The organism is Kitasatospora sp. LaBMicrA B282 (assembly GCF_050325825.1).
In the GTDB taxonomy this organism is placed as follows: domain Bacteria; phylum Actinomycetota; class Actinomycetes; order Streptomycetales; family Streptomycetaceae; genus Kitasatospora.
Genome location: NZ_JBNQTI010000043.1, coordinates 29,150 through 54,373 on the forward strand (window position 1 = coordinate 29,150; position 25,224 = coordinate 54,373).

The following is a 25,224-nucleotide window of genomic DNA, read 5'->3' on the forward strand; positions in this document are numbered from 1 at the left end:
CCCCCCCCCCCCCCCCCCCCCCCCCCCCCCCCCCCCCCCCCCCCCCCCCCCCCCCCCCCCCCCCCCCCCCCCCCCCCCCCCCCCCCCCCCCCCCCCCCGCCCGGCTGTTTCCGCGGCCACCCAGTCCGGCCAGGCGTGAGGAAGAGAGAACATGGCTGTCCAGTCGGAACCGGTGCGGGCGAGCGCCCCGCGCACACCAGGGGCGGGCAACGCCTTGAGGGGCGGCAGACCGGCCGCCGGGCCGAGCCTGCTCAGTCGCGCCACTCCCTATCTGCTGCTGCTGCCGTTCACCCTCGCCACGCTGGCCCTGCTGGGCTGGCCGCTGGTCCAGACGGTGCTGCTGTCCTTCCAGAACCTGAACCGCCGCCAGCTGGTGCTGCACCAGACCGTGTGGAACGGGTTCGACAACTACAAGCAGCTGCTGTCCAGCTCGGAGTTCTGGCACACCACCGGCCGCTCGATCGCCTTCACCGCCGTCAACGTGGCGCTGATCATGGTGGCCGGCGTGCTGATCGGCATGCTGCTGAACCGGCTCGGCAAGAAGATGCGGCTCTTCCTGCAGCTCGGCCTGATGGTCGCCTGGGCGATGCCGTTCGTGGCCGCCAGCACCGTCTTCACCTGGCTCTTCGACCAGCAGTACGGCGTGGTCAACTGGTTCCTGGACCACCTCGGCTGGCACGGCATGGCCGGCTACGACTGGTACAGCGGCCAGCTCTCCACCTTCTTCGTGATCGTGCTGCTGATCGTCTGGGGCTCGATCCCGTTCGTCGCCTTCAACATGTACGCCGCGATGACCACGATCCCGGACGAGCTCTACGAGGCGGCCCGGCTCGACGGCGCGGGCGCGGTCAAGATCTTCACCAAGGTGATCTTCCCCAGCGTGAAGCCGTTCCTGCTCGGCACCACGTTCCTCGAGGTCATCTGGGTCTTCAAGTCCTTCACCCAGGTGTTCGCGATCAACCAGGGCGGTCCGCAGCGGCTCACCGAGACGCTGCCCGTCTACGCCTACATCGAGGGCAGCGGCAACTCGCACTACGGGACCGGCGCCGCGATCGCGGTGCTGACCATCCTGATGCTCTCGGTGCTGCTCGCCTACTACCTCCGGATCATCCTGAAGCAGGAGGACGAGCTGTGAAGCGCTCGCTTTTCGGACGCAGCTGGCCGAACGTCGTCGCGGTCGTCCTCTTCGTCTTCTTCGCCTTCCCGGTCTACTGGATGGTGACGACGGCGTTCAAGCAGAACACCGACATCGTCAGCAAGACCCCGGTCTTCCTGCCGCTCAGCGGCACCCTGGACCACTTCACCCGGGCCACCGGCGCCGCGCAGTTCTGGGAGATGGTCGGCAACAGCTTCATGGCCACGGTCGGCGCGGTGCTCGCCGCGCTGGTGATCGCCATGCTGGCCTCGTTCGCCATCGCCCGGATGAAGTTCCGCGGCCGCAAGGCCTTCGTGCTGGTGATCATGATGGTCCAGATGGCGCCGTGGGAGGTCATGACGATCTCCGTCTACATGATCGCCCGCGACCAGTCGATGCTGAACAGCCTGGTCCCGCTGCTGCTCTTCTACATGATGATGGTGCTGCCCTTCACGATCTGGACGCTGCGCGGCTTCATGGCCGCGGTGCCCAAGGAACTGGAGGAGTCCGCGATGGTCGACGGCTGCACCCGCACCCAGGCCTTCGTCCGGGTGGTCCTGCCGCTGCTGGCCCCCGGGCTGATGGCCACCTCGCTGTTCGGCTTCATCACCGCGTGGAACGAGCTGCCGCTGGTGCTCATCCTCAACAAGGCCACCGGGCCGGGCACCGCGCAGACGCTGCCGCTCTGGCTGACCTCGTTCCAGACCACCTTCGGCGACGACTGGGGCGCCACCATGGCCGCCTCCACCCTGTTCGCCATCCCGGTGCTGATCCTCTTCTTCGTCCTCCAGCGCAAGGCCGTCGGTGGGTTGACCGCCGGCGCAGTGAAGGGCTGACCGCCGCCGTGAGCATCCTGACCCCCAGCATCCCCGACAGCGGCACCCCCGACCGGGACCAGCTGCACCGCGATGCGCTGACCGTCCTGCAGCCCGGGTTCGAGGGCACCGAGGCCCCGCCGGAGTGGGTCCGCCGCCACCTGGCGGCCGGCCTCGGCTCGGTGGCCCTGTTCGGCCGCAACGTCCTGGACCAGGCCCAGCTGTCGGCGCTCACCGCCCAGCTGCGCCAGGAGAACCCGGACCTGCTGATCGCGATCGACGAGGAGGGCGGCGACGTCACCCGCCTGGAGGTCGGCTCCGGCTCCTCCTGGCCGGGCAACCTGGCGCTCGGCGAGATCGACGACCCGGCGCTCACCCGCGACGTGGCGCGCGAGCTCGGCCGGGCGCTGGCCGAGTGCGGGATCAACTACAACTGGGCCCCCTCGGCGGACGTCAACTCCAACCCGGGCAACCCGATCATCGGGGTGCGCTCGTTCGGCGCCGACCCGGAGCTGTGCGCCCGGCACACCGCCGCCTGGGTGAGCGGGCTGCAGTCGGCCGGGGTGGCCGCCTGCGCCAAGCACTTCCCGGGCCACGGGGACACCGCGATCGACTCGCACCACGGCCTGCCGATGATCGACGTCGACGAGGAGCTGCTCCGCTCGCGCGACCTGGTGCCGTTCCGGGCCGCGGTCGAGGCCGGGGCCAAGGCGCTGATGAGCGCCCACATCATGCTCCCGGCGGTGGACCCGCACTACCCGGCCACCCTCAGCAAGGCGGTGCTCGGCGGCCTGCTGCGCGGCCGGCCGGAGGACGGCGGGCTCGGTTACCAGGGCCTGATCGTCACCGACGCGATCGAGATGGGTGCGATCGCCAACACGTACGGCATCGCGGAGGGGACGGTGCTGGCGCTGGCCGCCGGCGCCGACGCGATCTGCGTCGGCGGCGGTCTGGCCGACGAGGAGACGGTGCTCCGGCTGCGCGACGCGATCGTGGCGGGGGTGCGCTCCGGCAAGCTGCCCGAGGAGCGGCTGGCGGACGCCGCGGACCGGGTGCGCTCGCTCGGCGCCTGGACCCGGATCTCTGCCCAGGGCACCCCGGTCGAGCCGGACCTGGCGGTCGGGCTGCGGGCCGCCCGCCGGGCGCTGCGGGTGACCGTGGACCCGGCTCAGCCCTTCGTCCCGGTGACCGAGCGGCCCTTCGTCGCCTCGTTCTCGCCGGAGTCCAACATCGCGGTCGGCGACGACACCCCGTGGGGCGTGGCCGGGATGCTGGCCGAGCGGTTCCCGGGCACCCGGACCCGCGCCGTCTCGCCCGCCGACCTGGCGGAGCCGGGCGCGCTGGACGCCCTGGTCGCCCGGTTGCTGGCGGACGCCGCCGACCGGCGCCTGGTGCTGGTGGTGCGCGACGTGCACCGGCACGACTGGATGGCCTCCGCCGTGCGGCTGCTGCTGGCCGCCCGGCCGGACGCCGTGGTGGTGGAGATGGGGGTGCCGCAGGCCGCGCCGTCCGGGGCGCTGCACATCGCCACCCACGGTGCCGCCCGGGTCTGCGGCCTGGCCGCCGTCGAGGTGATCACCGGTCAGCCGACGGTGCGTGTCTGACCTCCTGCTTTTCCCGAACCGCCGCTCAACATCGCGGGCCCCGCGGAGGAATTCCCCTCCGCGGGGCCCCTTTGTCTTTTCCGGCGCCGGAGAAATCCTTCCGTACATCAATTGTCATGCCTTAAGCAAGGATTAAGACACGAATGCGCAACGGCGACTGCGGTGCCGCCGGAATTCATTGACACCCGCTTTGGTCTGGGCCAGGCTCCTGCAAACCGGTCTGTACCACTGTGGTCTGAACCATCGAAGGGCTCGATGATGCGCCGTCAACTCCTCGCCGTCTCCGGAACCGCCGTGCTGCTGGCGGGACTTGCCGCCTGCGGCGGGAACGCGACGCCGCGCGCCGCGCAGTCCGGCGACGCGAAGGCGCTCAGCGGCACCCTCACCATCTGGCTGATGAGCGACGCGCAGACCAACTGGCCGGACCTGGTGCAGCAGGTCAACGACGAGTTCGGGGCCAGCCACCCGAATGTCACCATCAAGCTCAGTTACCAGAGCTGGTCGGACAAGGTGGCCCACCTGGATGCCGCCATCGCTCAGGGCAATGCGCCGGACGTGGTCGAACTGGGCAACACCGAGACCATGAAGTACATCCTGAACGGCGCACTCGCCGAGGTGTCCAAGGACGACTACGAGAACTCGGACAGCTGGATCCCGGCCCTGGAGAACACCTGCGACTACAACGGCAAGCTCTTCTGCGTGCCGTACTACGCGGGCGCCCGGGAGGGCATCTACAACTCCGCGATGTTCCAGCAGGCCACCGGCAGTGCCGACTTCCCGAGCACCGAGGCCGACCTGACCGCGGCGCTGGACAAGCTGCAGGCCGCCCACAAGGACGACAAGGCGTTCTCCGCGCTCTACCTGCCCGGGCCCTACTGGTACGCCGCGATGTCCTACGTCGCGGCCTACGGCGGCACCATCGCCCGCTTCGACTCCACCGGCAACTGGCACGGCACCCTGGAGGACCCGCGCTCCCAGCAGGGCATCCAGCACTTCGTCGACCTGGTGAAGCGGTACAACCACGGCGACCTGACCGTCAACGAGCTGCACCAGTCCGACGTGCTGGGCAAGCAGCACGCCGCGGTGATCTACGGCAACGGCTGGGAGGCGACCAGCGCCGCCACCGCCCCGGCCGGCGACCCCGCGCTGGCGGACGTGCTCAAGCCGGCCATCTTCCCGGGCCCGAACGGCAAGCCGCTGCCCAGCTTCATCGGCGGCTCGGACCTGGCGATCACCGCCCGGACCCAGTCCGGCGAGGCGGCGAAGGAGTGGATCAAGCTCTTCACCAGCGCCAAGTCCGAGGCGCTGCTGGCGAGCAAGAACACCCTGCCGAACAACCTGAAGCAGCTGGACCCGCTCAAGGGCAAGCCGGAGACCGCGGCCGCGGCCAACGCGGTGCCCGAGGCCTGGTTCACCCCGCTGGCGCCGGGCTGGGCCGCGGTGGAGAAGCAGAACGTCCTGGTGAACATGCTGAACGCGATCCTCGCCGGCCAGTCGGTGGACCAGGCCACCAGGGCCGCCGACGCACAGATCGACAAGTTGATCAACAACCCCGCCTAGGGGGTGTCTTTCGGCTCACGCCGGGCGGGCGACGCCGGGGCACGCACCTCGACGGCTTCTCGTCAGTCGCCGATGCTCCGCATGGACTCCTTCCTCGGCGCCGCCGATGCACGCACCCCAACGCCGCCCGCTGATCCGACGTGATCCGAAAGACACCCCCTAGGATCAGCTCTGCCGCCTGCGCCGGACGGCCGGGCGCGCCCACGACACGGCTGGAGGATCCCCCCGATGTCCGAGCAGCAGTCGCACCTCCCCGGCAGGATCATGGCGGCCGAGATGGCGGAGCAGCCGGCCGTGCTGCAGCGCATCCTCGACCTCGGCGCGCCGCGGATCCGCGAGGTCGCCGCCCAGATCGGCGCCCGGGCCCCGCGCTTCGTGCTGCTCACCGCGCGCGGCACCTCGGACAACGCGGCGCTCTACGCCAAGTACCTGGTCGAGGTGCTGCTCGGCAAGCCCGCCGGGCTCACCTCGATGTCCACCACCACCGCCTACGGCGCCCGCCCCGACCTGCGCGACGTGCTGGTGGTCACGGTGAGCCAGTCCGGCGGCTCGCCCGACCTGATCGCCTCCACCAGGGCGGCCCGGGAGGCGGGCGCGATCACCCTGGCGGTGACCAACAACGCCGCCTCGCCGCTGGCCGAGGTCTCCGAGTTCCACGTCGACGTGCTGGCCGGTCCGGAGAAGGCGCTGCCGGCCACCAAGACCTACACCGCCGAGCTGCTCGCCCTCTACCTCTTCGTGGCCGGCCTGCGCGGGGAGTCGGGGGCGGCAGCCGAGGGGCTGCCGCGGCTGGCCGCCGAGGTGCTGGCCCGGCAGGCGGAGGTGAGGGCGCTGGCCGAGCGGTACCGGTTCGCCCAGCGGCTGGTGATCACCTCGCGCGGCTACGGCTACCCGACCGCCCGGGAGGCCGCGCTGAAGCTGATGGAGACCAGCTACATCCCGGCCACCCCGTTCTCCGGCGCCGACCTGCTGCACGGGCCGCTGGCGATGGTGGACAACGTCTCGCCGGTGATCGCGATCGTGCCGGACGGCAAGGGCGGCGAGGCGCTGCAGCCGGTGCTGGACCGGCTGCGCGGGCGTGGGGCGGACCTGGTGGTGATCGGGCAGCAGGAGCAGGTGGACGCCGCCTCGGCGGGGTTCGCGCTGCCGCCGGGGGTGCCCGAGGAGCTGCAGCCGGTGCTGGAGATCCTGCCTCTGCAGCAGCTCGCCTACGAGGTGACCATCGCCCGCGGCCAGGACCCGGACGCCCCGCGCGCGCTGGCCAAGGTCACCGAGACCCACTGAGCGCGGCCGGGGAACCTGGAGGGGAGCCTGGAAAGGCGGCCGTGCAGGGCCCCGGAAAACACTACGGGCCACGGCGCCGACACAGGACCCTCAACCTGTGCGGCACCGCAGCCCGGAGCTGTCGTCGGGCGCCTGCGGTGCGCTGCCGGGACTGTGCGGGGTCCTGGCGGCGCGGGCGGCCGACCGGGGAGACGCCGCGCGCGGTCAGGGCAGTGTGCGCGGTTGGCCTCTCCTTGGTGCTCCTCCATTGTGGACTAGACCAATTTGGATGTCCAGGGCGGATCCGAGATTGGTCTGGACCTTCCGCGAGAAGGGGCCGCCGGCGGGCTACCCTCGCGGTGTGCCCTCGTTGAACGAACTCGTCCGCCGCCACACCACCCTCACCGGTGCCGACGTGGAGTGGCTCCACCTGCTGGTCTCGGAGTGGCAGCTGCTCTCCGACCTCTCCTTCGCCGACCTGGTGCTCTGGATCCCCACCTGGGACGGCATCCGCTACGTCTCGGTGGCCCAGATGCGGCCCAACACCGGCCCGACCTCGTACCAGGACGACATGGTCGGCCACCTGGTCCCGCGCGGCCGCCGGCCGCTGCTGGACGCCGCCTTCGACGAGGGCCGGATCGTCCGGGAGGGCGACCCGGAGTGGCGCGAGGAGGTGCCGGTGCGGGTCGAGTCGATCCCGGTGCGCCGCGAGGGCCGGGTCCTCGGCGTGATCGCCCGCAACACCAACCTGCTCACCGTGCGCACCCCGAGCCGGCTGGAGCTCACCTACCTGCAGAGCGCCTCCGACCTGGCCCAGATGATCGCCGCCGGAACGTTCCCCTACGCCGGCGAGCAGGTCGACATGGACGCCGCCCCCCGGGTCGGCGACGGCCTGATCCGGCTGGACGCCGACGGCATCGTCACCTACGCCAGCCCCAACGCGCTCTCCGCCTACCACCGGTTGGGCCTGACCACCGACCTGGTGGGCGGTCATCTGGGGCGGACCACGGCCGAGTTGGCCCCGCCCTCGCGCGGCGCGGTGCACGAGGCGCTGGTGAAGCTGGCCAGCGGCTGGGCGCCGCGGCAGACCGAGGTGGAGGCGCAGGGCGGGGTGGTCACGCTGCGTGCGATCCCGCTCAAGCCCAAGGGCACGCACACCGGTTCGCTGGTGCTGGTCCGCGACGTCACCGAGTTGCGCCGCCGCGAGCGGGAGTTGATGACCAAGGACGCCACCATCCGGGAGATCCACCACCGGGTGAAGAACAACCTGCAGACGGTGGCCGCGCTGCTGCGCCTGCAGTCCCGCCGGATGGACTCGGACGCGGCGCGCGGCGCACTGGACGAGGCGGTGCGCCGGGTCGGCTCGATCGCGATCGTGCACGAGACGCTCTCCCAGACCCTGGACGAACAGGTCGTCTTCGACGAGATCGCCGACCGGGTGCTCGCCATGGTGATGGAGCTGTCCCAGGACGGCCAGGTGACCACCCGGCGCACCGGCAGCTTCGGCATCCTCTCCGCCGAGGTGGCCACCCCGCTGGCGATGGTCCTCACCGAGCTGCTGCAGAACGCGCTGGAGCATGCCTTCGGTCCCAAGTCGGCCGGCAACCTCTCGGTCAGCGCGCTGCGCGGGCGGGCCCCGGCCGGCGGAGCGGGCTGGTCGGACAGCTGGAACGGTGGTGCCCGGCCGGACGAGTACCTGCTGATCACGGTGCAGGACGACGGGCGCGGCATGCCGGAGGGGTTCGATCCGCAGCAGGGCGGCAACCTGGGCCTGCAGATCGTCCGCACGCTGGCCACCGGGGAGCTGGGCGGCACCTTCGACATGGTGGCGGCGCCCGGCGGCGGCACCAAGGTGGTGCTGGAGATCCCGGTCCGCTGACGGCCGGCGGCCGGGCGGCCCGGCGGAGCGACAACTCCGATCGGCCGCCCGGCTGTTGAGCCTGTCGAGGAGCGGCGGGCGCGGTTGCGGGCAGACAAGAACGAGGCCCTGTCGACCGGGGGGGAGGGTCGACAGGGCCTCTCAACCCGTTCCGGCCGTCGGGGGGAGTCGGTCGGAACGGGGGCTCTGTGGTGCGCGACACCGTGGCACGCGCTGGTCCTGCAATGTCCGGTCCGCTCGCGCCGCACATTGCGTACGGTGAGCGTCCCAGGTCCACGATATTGCTCTGCGTGAACAGTAGCAAGTGTCGGGACCGAGCCGGGCTCAGGTGTCGAGGTCGCCGCGCCGACGGTTGGTCGGAGTGCGGCGGCTCCTGCGGAAGGCTTCGACGGAGTGGCGGCCGAAGCCTGTGATCATGGGTTGATCGGTGTGCCCGAGCGCTGCCCGGGCGCTGCCTGAGCGCTTGCTCAGGCGGTGCGGGCGCGGTTGCGGGCGGCACGGCGCTTCATCGCGCGACGCTCGTCCTCGCTCATCCCGCCCCAGACGCCGGCGTCCTGGCCGGTCTCCAGAGCCCACTGCAGACACTGCTCCATGACGGGACAGCGGCGGCACACGGCCTTGGCTTCCTCGATCTGCAGCAGAGCAGGGCCGGTGTTCCCGATCGGGAAGAACAGCTCCGGGTCCTCTTCGCGGCAGACAGCGCGGTGGCGCCAGTCCATGGTCGTCCAACTCCTCCTGCCGGCAGACGGTGGTCCGCTCGGCACTATCGATGGTGGCTTGTGAATGTGAACGCTTTCACGAATCCCACAACGGCAAAAGGGACCTAGGGCCTTCACGGCCCGGCAGTCTGTGCAGAAGGGGGGTTCGGGCGCATCCTGAGGTACTACTCAGCCTGAGGGCTCCCAGCGGCGCGGAGCGCCTGGGGATGCTCAGTGGGGCCGCCTCGCTTGTCCCGCTGCGACGCGTCCCGATCGCCATGTAGAGGTTCGCAAACCTCGGGCTCGGATACAACCCCCTTCGAGGAGGAATTTTTGATTCTTCGGTGTCGCCTACCTCACAGGCAGTACTTCTATGGGGTGAAGGGGGCTAGCGCGTTCGAGAAGAAGGGCGGGACCCCCTTCTGGTCACACAATCACACGCAGTGCCCGGCGTACGCCTGTGAAACTGACGCGACTCCTGTCCCCAAGGTGGTCCCCGTCGACCTGAAATGGGGCCGGTTCCTGTGAAACCAAGGTGAAGTGCCTGACATCGTGATAGGAGACGACGTGCTTGCCGGTCGGACCGGCGGGCTTGCGGGATTGCTCCGAAGGAGTGTGCGGCCGCAGAATCTGACGGACCGTACGAGCGGTTCCGAACGCTGTCATTCGAGTGATGCCGAAGACGTCAAGGTCGGTTTCGAAGGAAGCCGCGGGCGAAGGCAGCACCGGCCGATTGCCGAGGAAAGTCCACGGCGAGGTGTTCGAAACTATGGTCAGCACCAGACCCGACACCGGCGCCCGGCCCGGCAGCTCCAGGGTCACCGGCCCGCTGCGGCGATGGTCACGCTCCGTGACGTAGTGCCGGAGGGCCTCGCGGACGTAGAGCGCGTGGGTCGACCTGCGCCCCAGCCGGCGCTGTTCCTCCACCCGGCCGACCACTCCGGCGTCGAAGCCCAGGCCCGCGGTGAAGGTGAACCAACGGTCCGGCAGCCCGGGGGTCATCGCCTTGCCGAGCGAGATGGAGCGCTCCCGGCGGTTCTCCAGCGCGTCCAGCAACTGGCCGGTGGCCTCCACCGGGTGGTTGGGCAGTCCGAGCGCCCGGGCGAAGACGTTGGTGCTGCCGCCGGGCACCACGGCCAGCCGCGGCACCTTCTCGCCGGGGCCGTGCGCCAGCAGCCCGTTGACCACCTCGTTGACCGTGCCGTCGCCGCCGAGCGCGACCACCAGGTCCACCGAACCGTCCGCGGCCGCGTCCCGGGCCAGCGTGCGGGCGTGGCCGCGGTGCTCGGTGACCGCGACCTCCAGCTTCAGGTCGCTGCGCAGCGCATGGGTGAGCACGTCCCTGGTTCGGCCACTGGTGGTGGTGGCCTTCGGGTTCACGACCAGGAGCGCACGCATGAGGTTCAGCCTACGGCTCGCCGGGCCCGGCGTGGCGGCTACCCTGCTGGAGTGACCGCAGAAACCTCCACTGACGCCGTTCCGCGCCCGGCGCGGCCCGCCGCGTTGATCGCCGCCGTGGCGCTGACCGCCGCCGAGGGCGCCGCGCTGACCGCCTGGGGCGGCTACATGATCGTCGGCGGGCTGGTCGAGACGACCCGCAACCCGGGGCTGGTCGAGTACGGCGGCGCGGTGATCCTGTTGATGGGGCTGCTGCCGCTGTTCGCCTCGCGGGCGCTGCTCCGGCTGCGCCGCTGGGGCCGCAGCCCGGCGGTGCTGACCCACTCCACCTGCCTGCCGGTGGCCTACTACATGCTGCAGAGCGGTGGCGCGATGACCGGCCTCGGCATCCTGGTCGGCGTGGTCGGCCTGGCCGGCCTGGTGACCACGCTCAACCCGCGGGTCACCGCGCTGCTCTACCGCACCGAGGACGCGGGCGAGGCCGCCGCCGGCTGACCGCCGCCGACCGGCCCCGCCCGCCGGCTCACTCCTCGACCAGCAGCTTGTCGCGCAGCTGGGCCAGCGTGCGGGCGAGCAGCCGGGAGACGTGCATCTGCGAGATGCCGACCTCGGCCGCGATCTGGGACTGCGTCATGTTCCGGAAGAACCGGAGCACCAGGATCTTCTGCTCGCGCTGCGGCAGTTGGGCCAGCAGCGGCTTGAGCGACTCGCGGTACTCCACGCCCTCCAGCGCCTCGTCGGTGGCGCCCAGGGTGTCCGCCACGGCCGGCGACTCGTCGTCGCTGTCCGGGACGTCGAGGGAGAGCGTGGAGTAGGCGTTGGCCGACTCCAGGCCCTCCAGCACGTCCTCCTCGGAGATCCCGAGGTGCTCGGCCAGCTCGTGCACCGTGGGGGAGCGGCCGTGCCGCTGGGAGAGTTCGCTGGTCGCGGTGGTCAGCGAGAGCCGCAGCTCCTGCAGCCGGCGCGGCACCCGGACCGCCCAGCCCTTGTCCCGGAAGTGCCGCTTGATCTCGCCCACGATGGTCGGGGTGGCGTAGGTGGAGAACTCCACGCCGCGCTCGTGGTCGAACCGGTCCACCGACTTGATCAGGCCGATGGTGGCGACCTGGGTCAGGTCGTCCAGCGGCTCGCCCCGGTTGCGGAACCGCCGGGCCAGGTGCTCGACCAGCGGGATGTGCATCCGGACCAGCTGGTTGCGCAGCTCCACCCGCTCGGCCGAACCTTCCGGGAGCGCGGACAGGCGCACGAAGAGTGCGCGCGCCGCCTCGCGGTCCGGAGCCGCCGTGCGGTGCTGGGCGCTGCTCTGGGCGGGCAGCGCGGCCCGGACCACCTCGGCCAGCTCGCCGTCGACCGCCCCGCCCCCGGCCGGCTCGTCGTCGAGCTCGCCGTCGGCCGGCTCGCCGTCGGTGAGCTCGGCGTCGTGCAGGTCACCGTCGTCCAGCGGGTCGTCGTCGCCCATCGGGTCCGCCGGCGGACGCCGTCCTGCCGTCGGCTCCGGCATCGGGTCGGTCGGCTGGCTCATCCGCTGGGCGTCCTTCGGGTGCGCGTCGTGGGGGGTGGCGGGGGCGGGCACGGTACGGCGCCGGGCCGCGGGGCCGGGCACGGACCGCCCGCCCGTGGACGGTGCGTCCGCGGGCCGGCCGTCCACGGGCACCGGCCCGACGGCAGAGTTCCGATCCAGATCACTCACGGCGATCCCCCGTTCCGTTCCGGGAGCGCCCGGGCCGCCGGAGCGCCCGGGCCATCACATTGGTTGTACCGCGACCGGGGCCCGGAGCGGGAACGACTCCGCTGCGGCCCGGTCCTCGGGCCGCAGCGCCGGGCGGCCCGACGACCGGGCCGGGCAGCCCGGTCACGGCTGGAGAGCGGTCCCGCCGCGCTTCTTGTGCAGGCTGATGCTGACCGTGCGGTCCTCAGCGACCGAGGACTCCACCTCGCCGGCCAGCGCGGAGAGCACCGTCCAGGCGAAGGTGTCGCGCTCCGGCGCCCGGCCGTCGGTGGTCGGCGCGGAGACGGTGACCCGCAGCGCGTCGCCCACCAGCCGGAACTCGCAGGACAGCACCGACCCCGGCACCGCCTGCTGGAGGAGGATGGCGCAGGCCTCGTCGACCGCGATCCTCAGGTCCTCGATCTCGTCGAGGGTGAAGTCCAGCCGGGCGGCGAGCCCGGCGGTGGCCGTCCGCAGCACCGAGAGGTAGGCGCCCTGGGCGGGCAACCGGACCTCCACGAAATCCTTGGCGGCCGTTTCGTCCCGGGACTCGGCATCGCCGTCGATCTGGGACACCCTCACCTCCTGGGTGACGCGCTGTGCCGGCGCCCCGTGGGCGGTGGCACGTTCTGTTGCTTGGCTCAACTGGTTCGCCCCAACTGTCTTGAGGGGTGGTGCGGTACGTCCCACTCCTACCCAGTCGGGCGGCGCCGGACGCGGGCCGTCCGCCGAGACGTTACCGCGATCGACCCACCGATGTCGTGACCTGTGACCGGATTCGTCGCAGGTCGTCAGCGCTCTCCCAGCTGTTGCAGGGCTTCCCCGGTGAGCCGGAAGGTGGTCCACTCGTCCATCGGCCGCGCGCCGAGCGAGCGGTAGAAGCCGATGGCCGGGTCGTTCCAGTCCAGCACCGCCCACTCCAGGCGGCTGTAGCCGCGCTGCACGGCGATCCGGGCCAGCTCGGTGAGCAGGGCCTTGCCGTGCCCGCCGCCGCGCGCCTCGGGGCGCACGTAGAGGTCCTCCAGGTAGATCCCGTGCCGGCCGGTCCAGGTGGAGAAGTTGCGGAACCAGAGTGCAAAACCGACCGTCTCGCAACTCTCGTCGTCCTCGGCGATCAGGCCGAAAACCGCCGGTTCGGGGCCGAACAGCGCCGCGTGCAGCTGTTCCTCGGTGGCCTGGGCCTGGTCCAGGGCCTTCTCGTACTCCGCGAGCTCGCGGATCAGCTCGACGATGGTGGGGACGTCCTCGGCGACAGCGCTCCTGATCATGCCTTCGAGGGTACTTCGAGTGGGCCGACGACGGACGCCCTCCACTCCGCGGAGTGAAGGGCGTCGGTGCCGGGTTGACGCCGGCGGGAGAGCGGGCCGGGATCAGGCCTGCTTGGTCTCCCAGAAGATCTTGTCGATCTGGGCGATGTGGTCGAGCAGCGCCTGGCCGGTGGCCGGGTCGGTCGACGCCTTGGTCGCCGAGGCGGCCTTCAGCGCGTCGTTGAAGAGCTGGTGCAGCTGCGGGTACTTCTCGAAGTGCGGAGCCTTGAAGTAGTCGCTCCAGAGCACCGACAGGTGGTGCTTGACGGCCTCGGCGCGCTGCTCCTTGATGATGATGGCGCGCGCGCGGAAGTGGGCGTCCTCGTTGGCCAGGTACTTCTCCTGAGTGGCCTTCACCGACTCGGCCTCGATACGGGCCTGAGCGGGGTCGTAGACACCGCAGGGCAGGTCGCAGTGGGCGTGTGCGGTGACCCGCGGCGCAAACAGACGAGAGAGCATGGGAGTCCTTCCTTAGATCGTCTTCCCGGGGCTGAGATTACCCCGCGGCCTGCCGGATCTCTCGGCCGGGACGGGGGCCTAGGGCAAAAGGCGGAGTCGGAACCGGTCGATATCGGGCACGCGTTGTGCATGCGGGATGCTGGTGACCGAAGGGGGAGCCGGCGGGCGCGACAAGGAGGTACGGCGATGCGGCGACGGGGCACTGACGCGGGTCCAGAGCCCGTGGAGCGTACGGGGGGTGGCTTGCTCCCGTTCGGGCTGATGGACGTGGCCGGGCCCTCGATGGTCCCCACCCTCTACCACGGCGACCGGGTGGTGGTCCGCTACGGCGCCCGGATCCGCCCCGGCGCGGTGCTGCTGGTCCGCCACCCGCTGCGGCAGGACCTGCTGTTGGTCAAGCGGGCCGCCGAGCGGCGGGCCAAGGGCTGGTGGTTGCTCTCCGACAACCAGTTCGTGGAGAACGACAGCCGGGACTTCGGCGCGGTCCCGGACGAGCTGGTGCTCGGCCGGGTGCTGCTGCGGACCGGCCCGCACCCGGTCTGGCTGGCGCCGGCCGGCTGGCTGGAGCGGCTGCTCTGCGCCCGCCCGCTGGGCCGCTGGCCGGGCCTGGCGGCCCGGTTCGGGGTCTTCCGGCGGCTCAGCCCAGAGCTGTAGCGCCGGGGGCCTGCCGGGCGGCCGCCGCTTCGGCCTCCTGGCGCTTGCGCGCCCGGTAGGCGGCCACGTTGGCCCGGGTCGCGCAGCGGTCCGAGCAGTAGCGGCGGGAGCGGTTGGTGGAGGTGTCCAGGTAGGCGTTGCGGCACGGCGCGGCCTGGCAGATGCCCAGCCGGTCCGCACCCAGCTCGGTCAGGTGGATGGCCAGGCCCATGCAGGCGACCGCGGTGAAGGCGGCGGTCGCGGTGGCGGCGTTGTCCGCCAGGTGCAGGTGCCAGCGCGGCCGGCCGCTGTCGTCCAGGTAGTCGTGCCCCGAGACCACCGGGCTGACCGGGTACTCGACCAGCAGCTGGTTCAGCAGGTCGACGCCGCGCACCTCCTCGCCGGCCGCGGCCGCCTCGAAGACCGCGCGCAGCCGCCCGCGGATCGCCCGCAGCCGGGGCAGGTCGGCGGTCTCGGCCAGCCTGGCGCCCACCGAGTCGGGGCGGCCGAACAGCTCGCGCACCGCGTCCACGCTGGTCAGAGCGTCGGTGCCGCGATCCGGCTCCTCGCTGTTGACCAGCCGGACGGCGAAGTCGGCGTACAGGGCGAGCTCCACCGGGGCATCCTCCGCAACGCAGTAACGGGTGGCTTGAATAAAGCCTATTACCTTTCGCCGGTGACGCGGGGGACCGTTGCCGGCCACCCCGCGTCACCGGTGCCGTCACAGCACCTTGGAGAGGAACGCCTTGGTCCGCTGGTGCTGCGGATGGGCGAGCACCTCGCGCGGATGGCCGGATTCCACCACCACCCCGCCGTCCATGAAGACCAGCGCGTCGCCCACCTCGCGGGCGAAGCCCATCTCGTGGGTGACCACGACCATGGTCATGCCCTCCTCGGCGAGGCTGCGCATCACGTCCAGCACGTCGCCGACCAGCTCCGGGTCGAGCGCCGAGGTGGGTTCGTCGAAGAGCATCAGCTTGGGCTCCATGGCCAGGGCCCGGGCGATCGCCACCCGCTGCTGCTGGCCGCCGGAGAGCTGGGAGGGGTAGTTGGCCGCCTTGTCGGCCAGTCCCACCCGCTCCAGCAGCGCCCGGCCCCGCTCCCGGGCGGCCGACTTGGACTCGCGTTTCACCTGGATCGGTGCCTCCGTGATGTTCTCCAGGGCGGTCATGTGCGGGAACAGGTTGAAGTGCTGGAAGACCATGCCGATGTCCCGCCGCTTGCGGGCCACCTCGCGGTCCTTCAGTTCGTGGAGCCGGTCGCCCTTCTGCCGGTAGCCGACCAGTTCGCCGTCCACCGAGAGCCGGCCGCCGCTGACCTTCTCCAGGTGGTTGATGCAGCGCAGGAAGGTGGACTTGCCGGAGCCGGAGGGGCCGATCAGGCAGAACACCTCGCCCTGCCGGACCTCCAGGTCGATGCCCTTGAGCACCTCCACCAGGCCGAAGGACTTGCGCACCCCCTCGGCCCTGACCATCACCGACCCGGGCACCACCGGGTCGACCGGCGCCGACTGCTCAGACATGGGGACCTCCTTCCGGGGGCAGCGCCGTGACCGGGGCCTGCTGCGCCGGGGCCTTCACGAACAGCGCCCGCAGCTTCTGCAGCGGGGTCGGCGGCAGCACCCGGTTGGCGCCCCGGGCGAAGTGCCGTTCGACGTAGTACTGGCCGATGGTGAGGATCGAGGTCAGGAACAGGTACCAGATGGAGACCACGACGAGCAGCGGGATGTTCTTGAAGTTGTGCGAGTAGATGTTCTGGCCGGCCCGGAAGAGTTCCTCCAGGGAGATCACGGTGACCAGCGAGGTGGTCTTCAGCATCGAGATGGTCTCGTTGCCGGTCGGCGGGATGATCACGCGCATCGCCTGCGGCAGCACGATCCGGCGCATGGTCTGGCTCCGGGTCATGCCGAGCGCGTGGGCCGCCTCGCTCTGGCCCTCGTTCACCGACTGGATGCCGGCGCGGACGATCTCGGCCATGTAGGCGGCCTCGTTCAGCCCGAGGCCGAGCAGGGCGGCGGTGAAGGTGGGCACCAGGGTGTTGGTGTTCTGGGACCAGAAGGTGGGCCCGAACGGCACGCCGATCGAGATCTTCTCCCAGAGCAGGCCGAGGAAGCCCCAGAACACCAGCTGCACGAGGACCGGGGTGCCGCGGAAGACCCAGATGTAGACGTACGCGGTGCCGGAGAGCAGCGGGTTGGGCGAGAGCCGCATGACGGCCAGCAGGACGCCGCCGGACACGCCGATCAGCATCGAGTAGACCGTCAACTGCAGGGTCACGCCCACGCCGTGGACGATGCTCTGGTGGAACAGGTAGTGGCCGACGGTGTGCCAGTCGAACACCGGGTTGGTGACCAGGGCGTTGATCAGCATCGCGAGCAGCACGAGGATGACGACCGCGCCGGCCCAGCGTCCCGGATGGCGCACCGGTACGGCCTTGAGCTCGGGATGGGCCGGGGGCACCCGCCCCCTGTCGGTCAGGTTCACGAGTCGACCTAGCGTGAGTGGGCGGGTGGGGTCAGCTGGTGGCGCCGTTGACCTGTGAGGTGGCGATCGCGCCGGACTGGACGCCCCACTTCTGCAGGATCTTCTGGTACGTGCCGTCGTCGATCAGCGACTGCACGGCCCCCTGGACCGCCGGCGTCAGCGCGGAGTTCTTGGCGACCACCACGCCGTACGGGGCGGTGTCGGTGGTGGAGCCGATCTTCTCCAGCTGGCCACTGGTCTTGATCGCGTAGTCGACCACCGGGGAGTCGGCGAGCATCGCGTCGTCGCGGCCGGAGACCAGGGCGTTGGTGACGTCGGTCTGCAGGTCGTACTTGTCGCCGTTGTTCGGGATGGTCGGCTTGCCGGCCTTCTGGCAGGCCGGGTTGAGCACGTTCGCGATCTCGTCGGCCTGGGTGGTGCCGGTCTGCACGGCGACCTTCTTGCCGCACAGGTCGTCGGCCGAGATGTTCTGCGGATTGCCCTTCTTCACGGCGGTCGAGGTGCCCGCGGTGAAGTAGGTGACCATGTCGACGGTCGCCTCGCGGTCCTTGGTGTCGGTGAAGGAGCTCATGCCGAGCTGGAACTTGTTGGACTCGATGCCCGGGATGATCGCGGTGAACTGGGAGTCCTGGACCTCGGCGGTCAGACCCAGCTTGGCCGCGATGGCGCCGGCCAGGTCGACGTCCATGCCCTCGATCTGGCCGCTGTCGTTCTTGAACTCGTTGGGCGCGTACGAAGCGTCGGTGCCGACCACCAGCTTGCCGCTGGACTTGATGTCGGCCGGCACCTTCGCGGCGAGCGAGGCCACGGCGGTCGGGGTGGGGATCGCCGAGGCGCTGCCGGAGCTGGTGCTGCTGCTACTGCTGCTGCAGCCCGTCATGACCAGGGTGCCGGAGACCAGGACCGCCCCGAGGGCGGCGAGCGTGGAGCGGCGGGTGCGGGTGAGCATGGGGGAGCCTCCTGGTGAGAGACGAGGCGGGCCGAACTGTTGAGCGGGGCACTGTTGAGGTCGGAAACGGATGACGCGCCCCCCACCGCGCATTTCCTGCCAGGTTCTCACCAGTGATCCGCTTCCGCCCGGCGGTGGGTTCCGGGCCGTTGCGCAGGGGCCACCGGTTCCCGGCCCGAGGGGGCCGGAAACCGGTGGTTCGCAGGGTGCGGGAGTTCAGAAACCGCCGTTCACCGTGGAGGCCGGAACCTCCCCGTCCCGGGCGTTCCACCTGGTCATGATCTTGTCGTAGTCGCCGTTGCGGATCAGTTGGTCGAGGGCCTTGGAGATCACGTCGCGCAGCGTGCCGTCGGATTTGTTGACGGTGATGCCGTAGGGGCTGGTCTGCATCATCGCGCCGGCCACCTGGTAGCGGCTGCCGCCGCGGTCCGGCTCGGTGTTGTAGGCGGCGATCGGGTAGTCGTTCAGGTCGGCCGCGGCCGCGCCGGAGGCGACCTCGGCCAGCGCCTGGGCGTCGGTCGGGAACTGGTCGATCTTGAGCGCCTGGCCGGTCTTCTGGCAGGCGGCCACCTGGCGGCCGGCGATCTCGGCCTGGATGGTGCCCGCCTGAACCGCGATGGTGCGCCCACAGAGGTTGTCCAGGGTGACCACCGAGAGCGGATTTCCGGCCTTGACCAGCATCGAGGTGCCGGTGATGAAGTAGTCGACGAAGTCGACCCCGGGATTGGTCCGGTTGCCGTTGTCGTCGGTGCCGAGTTGGCGTTCCTGGGTGTCGATCACCGCGGACATGGCCAGGTCCAGCTTTCCGGCCTGGACGTCGGGGATCAGTTGGTCGAACGGTTCGTCAACGATCTGGACCTTCATGCCCAGGTAGTCGCCGAGCGCGTCGGCCAGGTCGACGTCGAGTCCGGCCGGTTGCTCGGTGGACGGGTCCTTGAAGTCGACCGGGGCGTAGTTCAGGTTGGAGCCGACCTTGAGCACGCCCGCGGAGCGGAGTGCCTTGGGCAGCTGGGCCTTCAGGGCGGGACCGGTGACCGGCGGTGCGGTCGGGATCCCGCCGCAACCGGCGAGCAGCAGGGTGCCCACGCCGATTGCGGGTACGAGGATGCGGATGCGCATGGCTGAACTGGCTTCCTGAGGGAGGGAAGAGCGAGTGAGGTCCGCCACGGCGGGGCTGCGGGGGTGTGCAGCGCGACCTCGGGTCTGCCCAGGCGGCCGCAGGTCAGGGGGTGCGCGGCCGGTGTCCGTCGAGGTTGCCGGTCAAGGGGGGCGGGGAGGGCGATCCTCCCATCCCGGTCTGCCGGAGTGTGCGCCGGGTGTGTCAGAATCTGCTATCGGGTGACCCCCGATACCGAACAGAGACCCGCCGGCTCGCGACAGGGCCGGGGTGCGCAGGACCGGAAGTCACGACGCCGACTCCGTAGCCGAGCCACCACCTCCCCTCCGGGACCCTCCGTTCACCCCTGCGTGTGTGCGAGCTCTGACGACTACGGACGAGCACTGGAGCGCCGACCTCGGTGAACAGTGCGTGACGAGAAACCCGAGGCCCACGTGCGGTGCTCAGCCTCGGCTCTAGGCTCAGCCGAACAGCACAGCGCAGGCTCATCAAAACCCTCACCCCCCGAGGCCGCTGGTGCGACGCGCCTTTCACCGTGTCGCGCCGCGTGCCCTCGCTGATCATGACGAAGAGGTCATAGTGGCAGCGGAGATCATCCACCCTCGAACCCCGGACACCGACGAGCCCGTCGACGCCGTCTTCGCGCTGCACCGCGGCGGCAAGATGGAGGTGCGCGCCACGGTGCCGGTGCGCGACGCGGACGACCTGTCCCTGGCCTACACCCCGGGTGTGGCCCGGGTCTGCACCGCCATCGCCGAGCAGCCCGAGCTGGTCGACGACTACACCTGGAAGGCCAACACGGTCGCGGTGGTGACCGACGGCACCGCCGTGCTGGGCCTGGGCGACATCGGCCCGCAGGCCTCGCTGCCCGTGATGGAGGGCAAGGCCATCCTGTTCAAGCAGTTCGGCGGCGTGGACGCGGTCCCGATCGCGCTGGACTGCACCGAGGTCGACCAGATCGTGGAGACCGTGGTCCGGCTGGCCCCGTCCTTCGGCGGCGTCAACCTGGAGGACATCTCGGCCCCCCGGTGCTTCGAGATCGAGCGCCGGCTCCAGGACGCGCTGGACATCCCGATCTTCCACGACGACCAGCACGGCACCGCGATCGTCACCACCGCCGCGCTGTGGAACGCCGCCAAGGTGACCGGCCGCGGGATCGGCGACCTGCGGGCCGTCATCTCCGGCGCCGGCGCCGCCGGCATCGCGATCGCCAAGATGCTGGTCTCGGCCGGGATCGGCGACGTCGCGCTGTGCGACCGCCGCGGCGTGGTGCACCAGGGCCGTGAGGACCTGACCGACGTCAAGACCGAGATCGCCGAGCTGACCAACAAGGCCGGCCTCAAGGGCAGCCTGGCCGAGGCGCTGGCCGGCGCGGACGTCTTCATCGGCGTCTCCGGCGGCACCGTGCCGGAGGAGGCGGTGGCCACCATGGCGAAGGACTGCCTGATCTTCGCGATGGCCAACCCGAACCCGGAGATCCACCCCGAGGTCGCGCACAAGTACGCGGCCGTGGTGGCCACCGGTCGCTCGGACTTCCCGAACCAGATCAACAACGTGCTGGCCTTCCCCGGCATCTTCGCCGGTGCGCTGCAGGTCCGGGCCTCCCGGATCACCGAGGGCATGAAGCTGGCCGCCGCCGAGGCGCTGGCCGGCGTGGTGGCCGAGGAGCTGTCCGCGCAGAAGGTGATCCCCTCGCCGTTCGATGCGCGGGTGGCGCCGGCGGTGACCAAGGCGGTCGCCGAGGCGGCCCGTCGCGAGGGCGTCGCGCGCCGCTAGTCGGTGCACCGACCAGCCGGCCGGCCGTACTGGTCGGTAGGCGGACGGCACGTCAGGTCCCCGGCGGTGCCGGGGGCGGCACCGGACGGATGGGCCCGGGACACGCGGTGGAGGTCACACCCCTGCGTGGTTCCGGGCCCCGGCCTTTCCCGGCTAGTGTCCGGTCCATGTTCGCCGCCTACGCAGCACGCATCGATGCCGAGGACCCGCTGAGCGCCCTGGAGCTCGGGGAGCTGCCGGAGCCCGAGGCCCGGCCCGGCTGGAGCGTGGTGACGGTCAAGGCCGCCACCCTCAACCACCACGACCTGTGGTCGCTGCGCGGGGTGGGGCTGCCGGCCGAGCGGCTGCCGATGATCCTGGGCTGCGACGCGGCCGGGATCGACGAGCAGGGCAACGAGGTGGTGATCCACTCGGTGATCGGCCAGAGCGGCCACGGGGTCGGCCCGGCCGAGCCGCGCTCCATCCTCACCGAGCGTTACCAGGGCACCTTCGCCCAGCGGGTCGCGGTGCCCACCTGGAACCTGCTGCCCAAGCCGGCCGAGCTCTCTTTCGCCGAGGCGGCCTGCCTGCCCACCGCCTGGCTGACCGCCTACCGGATGCTCTTCACCAACGCCGGGGTGCGCCCCGGCGACACCGTGCTGGTGCAGGGCGCCGGCGGCGGGGTGGCCACCGCGCTGATCGTCCTGGGGAAGGCCGCGGGCCTGCGGGTCTGGGTCACCGGGCGGGACGAGGCCAAGCGGGCCCGGGCGGTGGAGCTGGGCGCGGACGCCGCGTTCGAGAGCGGCGCCCGGCTGCCGGAGCGGGTGGACGCGGTCATGGAGACGGTCGGGGCGGCCACCTGGTCGCACTCGGTGAAGGCGCTCAGGCCGGGCGGGACCATCGTGATCTCCGGCGCGACCTCGGGGCCGAACCCGAAGGCGGCCGAGCTGAACCGGATCTTCTTCCTGGAGCTCAAGGTGGTCGGCTCCACCATGGGGACCAAGGAGGAGCTCGCCGGCCTGCTCGCGCTCTGTGCGCACGCCGGGGTGCGCCCGGTGATCGACTCGGTGCTGCCGCTGGCCGAGGCGCGCGACGGCTTCGCGCGCCTGGCCAAGGGCGAGGTCTTCGGGAAGGTCGTCCTGGAGCCCTGAACGGCGTGAGCCCGTTGCGCGCGCCGGGGGCGCATGCAACGGGCTCCGACTTTTCGGGGGCTCGGGCCTCAGGCGAGCCGCTCGGGCCTCAGCCGAGCAGGCCGTGCAGCCGCTCGGCGGCAGCGGCGAGCGCCGCCTGGGCCTCCCGCAGCTGCTCGCCGGTCACCGGCCGGTCCGCCCGCTCGGCGTCCCGGGCGGCGTCCCGGATCCGGTCGCGGAACCGGTCCAGCAGCCGCTCCAGCTCCCGGGCCGGCTCGCCGCCCGGCTCGCTCCGGGCCCAGTCCGGCAGGTCGGCCGGTGCCGCCTTGCCGAGATCCACCTTGTCGAGGTCCGCCTTGTCAGCGTCCGCCTTGCTCGGCGCCCCCTCGCCCCAGCGGCTCGGGTCCGCCAGACCGGCCAGGCCCCGGGTCAGCTCGGAGAGCCCCTCGGTCAGCCCGGTCGGCCAGTCGCCCTTGCCGACGTGCTCGCGCACCTGCTGCTCCACCCGGCGCTTGATCCGCAGCGCCTCCTGCTGGGCCGCCTGGCGCACCGCCTGGGACTGCTCCTTGGCCTTGCGCGCCTCCTCCTTGGCCCGCTTGGCCTGCTCCTTGGCGGCCCGCTCCTGCTCCTTGGCCCGCTTGGCCTGGGCCTTGAACTCGGCGAACTCCTCCTTGGTGCGCTGCCAGCCGGAGTCGGTGCCCCAACCGCCCCACTGCGCACCGGACTCGGCGGCCTTCGGGGTGTTGCGGGCCGCGTCGCGCAGCTCGGCGCGCAGGTCCTTGGCGGAGTCGCGGACGTCCTCCCGGATCGCCCCCGCCAGCTGGGAGACCGAGTCGCTGATCTCCACCTCCAGCTCGGCCAGGTCGGCCTGACGCTCGGCCAGCTCCTGGCGGCCCGCCTCGGTGATCCGGTAGACCTTGCGGCCGCCCTCGGTGCTGTGCTCGACCAGCCCCTCCTGCTCCAGCTTGGCCAGGCGGGGGTAGACGGTGCCGGCGGACGGCGCGTACAACCCGTGGAAGCGCTCCTCCAGCAGGCGGATCACCTCGTAGCCGTGCCGCGGCGACTCGTCCAGCAGCTTCAGCAGGTAGAGCCGCAGCCGGCCGTGTGCGAAGACGCCGCTCATGCCTGCTCACCCTTCACGTCGTCGTCGAGGCTCGCCGCCGGCTGCCCGGGGACCAGGTCCTCGGGGGTCTCGCCGGTGGTCAACTCCTTGACCGGGCCGGGTCCTTCATCCTCGGCCTCCGGGCGGCGCAGCACCGAGATCGCACCGGAGACGGTGGTCACCTGGAGCCGGCCGGTGCCGGCGCCCAGCTTGCCGCTGAGCTTCTTCGCGCCCCAGCTGCCGCCGATCGTCAACTCGTCGAAGGCGGTGGCGAACTGGCCGTTGGTGCTGCCGGCCTCGACGGTGGTGTCGGCCGGCTGCGGCAGCCGGACCGCGACGTCGCCGCTGACCGTGTTGACCCGCACCTCGGCGGGCGCGGTGCCGGCCAGGTCCAGGGTGACGGCACCGCCGACCGTGTTGGCGTGCAGCGCCGAGGGGGTGCCGGAGATCACCGTCAGGCCGCCGGAGACCGTCTTGACCCGGAGTTCGCCGGAGACCCCCTCGGCGTCGATGTCGCCGGAGACCGTCTTGGCCTCGATCCGGCCGGTCAGGCCGACCAGGGTGGTGGCGCCGCCCACGCCGTAGACCGAGGTGCCGCCGTGGATGCCGGAGACGGTCGCCTCGGCGGTGACCGTGCCGACCTTGACCTCGGTGTCCGCCGGGACGGTCACCGAGACCACGGCCCGGGCCTTGCGCTTGCGGAACAGCGAGTCCAGCAGGCCCTTCACCGACTCGACCGACTTGATCCTGTCGCCGAAGTCGGCCCAGCTGAGCTGGGGGTAGGTGACGGTGAGGACGCCGTCCGTCAGGGTGACCTGGAGCGGGTCGCCGTCCAGCTCGGTGACCTCGAGGCGGGCCGGTCCCTCGGCCGCGACCACGTTGACCGCGCCGCCGACGACCCGTACCTGCAGGGCCCGCACCGGCTCGTCGAAGCTGATCCGGTCGGGCTCGCCGACTGTCCACTGGCCCATCTCTCGTCCTCCCGTCTGGCGGCCGCCGTCGTACCCTGGAGGGGCGACGATCCGGCGAGTCGCGATGTATCGCGTCTTCCAAGAAACACGATATATCGCGTGGCGGCGAAGTCAAGTGCTTCTCCGTGCCGAGAACGCAGTGGGGCCGGACGGTCAGTCCTCGTCCTCGTCGTCGAGTCGCGCCAGCCAGGTGGCCAGTCGCTCCACGGGGATCTCGAAGTCGGGGTTGAGGTCCACGAACTCACGCAGGCGCTCGGCCAGCCACTCGAAGGTGACCTCCTCGTCGCCGCGCCGGCTCGCCAGCTCCTCGATCCCGCGGTCGGTGAAGTACACGGTGTGCTCCGGTCGAAAGGGTGGGTCCTACCGAGCCAGGATAGGCGGGTGCGGTCAGCTGGTGGGCTGCCAGGTGCTCAGGGTCAGCTGGACGGAGCCGTTCTGCTGGTTGGCGGTCTGGATCGCCGCGATCGCGATCGCGTTGGTGGTGCGGTCCCGGATGCAGAGCAGCCGGCCCGCCGTGACGTGACCGAAGGTCAGGTCCGAGTCGGGGTGGGTGCTGATCGCGGTGGCGCACTGGTCCGGGCTGACGCTGGCACCGGTGATCACCGCGAAGTCCGAGCCGTCCTCGCCCGTGGTGGCGAACTTGGGCATGTCGTCGCTGCTGTTGCCGTTGAGCTGCTGGAAGGTGTCGGCGATCGACAGGTCCCACTTGGTGTTGGTGCCGGGCGGCACCACGGTGCCCTGGGCGAGGTCGATCTTGTAGGCGTCGCTGAAGCTGGTGAACGGCGGGATGGCCAGCGCCACCTGGTTGAGCCCGGCGGTGTAGGAGCCCGGCTTGGTGGGGGCGGAGACCGGGCTCTGCGAGGCACCGGACGAGTCGGTGGGCGCGGCCACCGAGGCGTCGCCGGAGTCCGGGCTCGGCGAGGCGGCCGCGCCGGCGGCGGGGGCGTCGGGTGTGGTGGCGGCCGTGGTGGCGGGCGGCACGGCGGCCGGGGTGCTGCTGCCGGTGGTGCTGGACTTGTCGTGCTTGCCCAGCTGGTTGCTGAGCACCAACCCGCCGACGGTGCCGCCCAGGGCCATCACCGCGGCGACGGCCAGCAGGGTCTTCCAGGAGACGCCCCGGCGGCCGCCGCCCTTGCCCGGAGCGGTCGGAGCGGTCGGTGCGGCCGGAGCAGCCGGCGCGGCGGGGCCGACCGGCGCCGCGGCCAGGGCGACGGTCTCGCCCACCGGGGGCACCACGGCCGGCTCGGGGGCCGCCGGC

Annotated in this window: 24 protein-coding genes and 1 pseudogene; 10 read left to right on the forward strand and 15 right to left on the reverse strand. The window is 71.4% G+C overall.

Annotated elements, in window-relative coordinates; translation table 11 throughout:
* Positions 1–151 precede the first annotated feature (151 nt).
* The 6 genes from ACQRUO_RS14845 to ACQRUO_RS14870 all read left to right on the forward strand — a co-directional run bounded on the left by ACQRUO_RS14845 (position 152) and on the right by ACQRUO_RS14870 (position 8,256).
* Positions 152–1,135 (forward strand): carbohydrate ABC transporter permease, encoded by a 984-nt coding sequence (locus ACQRUO_RS14845; RefSeq protein ID WP_428316361.1) that lies wholly within the window; start codon positions 152–154, stop codon positions 1,133–1,135.
* Positions 1,132–1,971 (forward strand): carbohydrate ABC transporter permease, encoded by an 840-nt coding sequence (locus ACQRUO_RS14850; protein WP_428316362.1) that lies wholly within the window; start codon positions 1,132–1,134, stop codon positions 1,969–1,971. Before ACQRUO_RS14845 ends, ACQRUO_RS14850 begins: the two co-directional genes overlap by 4 nt.
* Before the next feature lie 17 nt (positions 1,972–1,988).
* A complete protein-coding gene (locus tag ACQRUO_RS14855) occupies positions 1,989–3,554 on the forward strand; it encodes a glycoside hydrolase family 3 protein (protein ID WP_428316382.1) in 1,566 nt (521 codons plus the stop codon).
* A gap of 258 nt (positions 3,555–3,812) precedes the next feature.
* Complete coding sequence (locus ACQRUO_RS14860; RefSeq protein WP_428316363.1) at positions 3,813–5,114, forward strand: extracellular solute-binding protein; 1,302 nt, start codon at positions 3,813–3,815, stop codon at positions 5,112–5,114.
* Positions 5,115–5,342: 228 nt separating this feature from the next.
* Positions 5,343–6,398, forward strand: a complete 1,056-nt coding sequence (locus ACQRUO_RS14865) for an SIS domain-containing protein (protein ID WP_428316364.1) — start codon at positions 5,343–5,345, stop codon at positions 6,396–6,398.
* A gap of 340 nt (positions 6,399–6,738) precedes the next feature.
* Positions 6,739–8,256 carry a sensor histidine kinase gene (locus ACQRUO_RS14870; RefSeq protein WP_428316365.1) on the forward strand — a complete coding sequence of 506 codons (1,518 nt, stop codon included), beginning with the start codon at positions 6,739–6,741 and terminating at the stop codon, positions 8,254–8,256.
* Between the two features lie 467 nt (positions 8,257–8,723).
* Here the strand turns inward: ACQRUO_RS14870 and ACQRUO_RS14875 are convergent, their stop codons facing one another.
* Positions 8,724–8,975, reverse strand: coding sequence for a WhiB family transcriptional regulator (locus ACQRUO_RS14875; RefSeq protein WP_014138019.1), 252 nt, complete (start codon positions 8,973–8,975; stop codon positions 8,724–8,726).
* A gap of 405 nt (positions 8,976–9,380) precedes the next feature.
* Entirely contained in the window at positions 9,381–10,352 is a 972-nt protein-coding gene (locus tag ACQRUO_RS14880) for a diacylglycerol/lipid kinase family protein (protein ID WP_428316366.1), read from the reverse strand.
* A 51-nt stretch (positions 10,353–10,403) separates the two neighbouring features.
* Between ACQRUO_RS14880 and ACQRUO_RS14885 the strand changes: the two genes are divergently transcribed.
* Positions 10,404–10,847: a hypothetical protein gene (locus ACQRUO_RS14885; RefSeq protein ID WP_428316367.1), complete on the forward strand. Its 444-nt coding sequence runs from the start codon at positions 10,404–10,406 to the stop codon at positions 10,845–10,847.
* Between the two features lie 28 nt (positions 10,848–10,875).
* Here the strand turns inward: ACQRUO_RS14885 and ACQRUO_RS14890 are convergent, their stop codons facing one another.
* From ACQRUO_RS14890 to sodN, 4 genes are all read right to left on the reverse strand, one after another.
* Complete coding sequence (locus tag ACQRUO_RS14890; protein WP_428316368.1) at positions 10,876–11,874, reverse strand: RNA polymerase sigma factor SigF; 999 nt, start codon at positions 11,872–11,874, stop codon at positions 10,876–10,878.
* 330 nt (positions 11,875–12,204) lie between these two features.
* On the reverse strand, positions 12,205–12,636 hold the full coding sequence (locus ACQRUO_RS14895) for an anti-sigma regulatory factor (RefSeq protein ID WP_428316369.1): 432 nt from the start codon (positions 12,634–12,636) through the stop codon (positions 12,205–12,207).
* Between the two features lie 215 nt (positions 12,637–12,851).
* Complete coding sequence (locus ACQRUO_RS14900) at positions 12,852–13,328, reverse strand: N-acetyltransferase family protein (protein ID WP_428316370.1); 477 nt, start codon at positions 13,326–13,328, stop codon at positions 12,852–12,854.
* 102 nt (positions 13,329–13,430) lie between these two features.
* Complete coding sequence (sodN, locus tag ACQRUO_RS14905) at positions 13,431–13,826, reverse strand: superoxide dismutase, Ni (protein ID WP_428316371.1); 396 nt, start codon at positions 13,824–13,826, stop codon at positions 13,431–13,433.
* A 186-nt stretch (positions 13,827–14,012) separates the two neighbouring features.
* On the opposite strand from sodN, the gene sodX reads away from it, so the two are divergent.
* Positions 14,013–14,480 (forward strand): nickel-type superoxide dismutase maturation protease, encoded by a 468-nt coding sequence (sodX, locus tag ACQRUO_RS14910; RefSeq protein ID WP_428316372.1) that lies wholly within the window; start codon positions 14,013–14,015, stop codon positions 14,478–14,480.
* Here the strand turns inward: sodX and ACQRUO_RS14915 are convergent.
* The 5 genes from ACQRUO_RS14915 to ACQRUO_RS14935 all read right to left on the reverse strand — a co-directional run bounded on the left by ACQRUO_RS14915 (position 14,464) and on the right by ACQRUO_RS14935 (position 19,010).
* A complete protein-coding gene (locus tag ACQRUO_RS14915; protein WP_428316373.1) occupies positions 14,464–15,075 on the reverse strand; it encodes a CGNR zinc finger domain-containing protein in 612 nt (203 codons plus the stop codon). The two genes, sodX and ACQRUO_RS14915, sit on opposite strands and share 17 nt — an antisense overlap.
* A 105-nt stretch (positions 15,076–15,180) precedes the next feature.
* Entirely contained in the window at positions 15,181–15,981 is an 801-nt protein-coding gene (locus tag ACQRUO_RS14920) for an amino acid ABC transporter ATP-binding protein (protein WP_428316374.1), read from the reverse strand.
* Positions 15,974–16,942, reverse strand: coding sequence for an amino acid ABC transporter permease (locus ACQRUO_RS14925; protein ID WP_428316375.1), 969 nt, complete (start codon positions 16,940–16,942; stop codon positions 15,974–15,976). Before ACQRUO_RS14925 ends, ACQRUO_RS14920 begins: the two co-directional genes overlap by 8 nt.
* 31 nt (positions 16,943–16,973) lie before the next feature.
* The gene (locus ACQRUO_RS14930) at positions 16,974–17,891 is read right to left on the reverse strand and encodes an ABC transporter substrate-binding protein (RefSeq protein ID WP_428316376.1); all 918 of its coding nucleotides are present in this window, start codon (positions 17,889–17,891) and stop codon (positions 16,974–16,976) included.
* Positions 17,892–18,107: 216 nt separating this feature from the next.
* Entirely contained in the window at positions 18,108–19,010 is a 903-nt protein-coding gene (locus tag ACQRUO_RS14935; RefSeq protein ID WP_428316377.1) for an ABC transporter substrate-binding protein, read from the reverse strand.
* 577 nt (positions 19,011–19,587) lie between these two features.
* Here ACQRUO_RS14935 and ACQRUO_RS14940 point away from each other — a divergent pair.
* Positions 19,588–20,784 (forward strand): NAD(P)-dependent malic enzyme, encoded by a 1,197-nt coding sequence (locus tag ACQRUO_RS14940; RefSeq protein WP_428316378.1) that lies wholly within the window; start codon positions 19,588–19,590, stop codon positions 20,782–20,784.
* A 167-nt stretch (positions 20,785–20,951) separates the two neighbouring features.
* Positions 20,952–21,914: a zinc-binding dehydrogenase gene (locus ACQRUO_RS14945; protein ID WP_428316379.1), complete on the forward strand. Its 963-nt coding sequence runs from the start codon at positions 20,952–20,954 to the stop codon at positions 21,912–21,914.
* 88 nt (positions 21,915–22,002) lie between these two features.
* Here the strand turns inward: ACQRUO_RS14945 and ACQRUO_RS14950 are convergent, their stop codons facing one another.
* The 4 genes and pseudogenes from ACQRUO_RS14950 to ACQRUO_RS14965 form a co-directional block, all read right to left on the reverse strand.
* A complete protein-coding gene (locus ACQRUO_RS14950; protein WP_428316380.1) occupies positions 22,003–23,016 on the reverse strand; it encodes a helix-turn-helix transcriptional regulator in 1,014 nt (337 codons plus the stop codon).
* Positions 23,013–23,966: a DUF4097 family beta strand repeat-containing protein gene (locus ACQRUO_RS14955; protein ID WP_428316381.1), complete on the reverse strand. Its 954-nt coding sequence runs from the start codon at positions 23,964–23,966 to the stop codon at positions 23,013–23,015. The genes ACQRUO_RS14950 and ACQRUO_RS14955 overlap by 4 nt, the downstream gene beginning before the upstream one ends.
* A 153-nt stretch (positions 23,967–24,119) precedes the next feature.
* Complete coding sequence (locus tag ACQRUO_RS14960) at positions 24,120–24,299, reverse strand: DUF6104 family protein (RefSeq protein ID WP_057226968.1); 180 nt, start codon at positions 24,297–24,299, stop codon at positions 24,120–24,122.
* 54 nt (positions 24,300–24,353) lie between these two features.
* Positions 24,354–25,224: pseudogene (locus tag ACQRUO_RS14965) on the reverse strand (hypothetical protein); the annotation flags it as partial.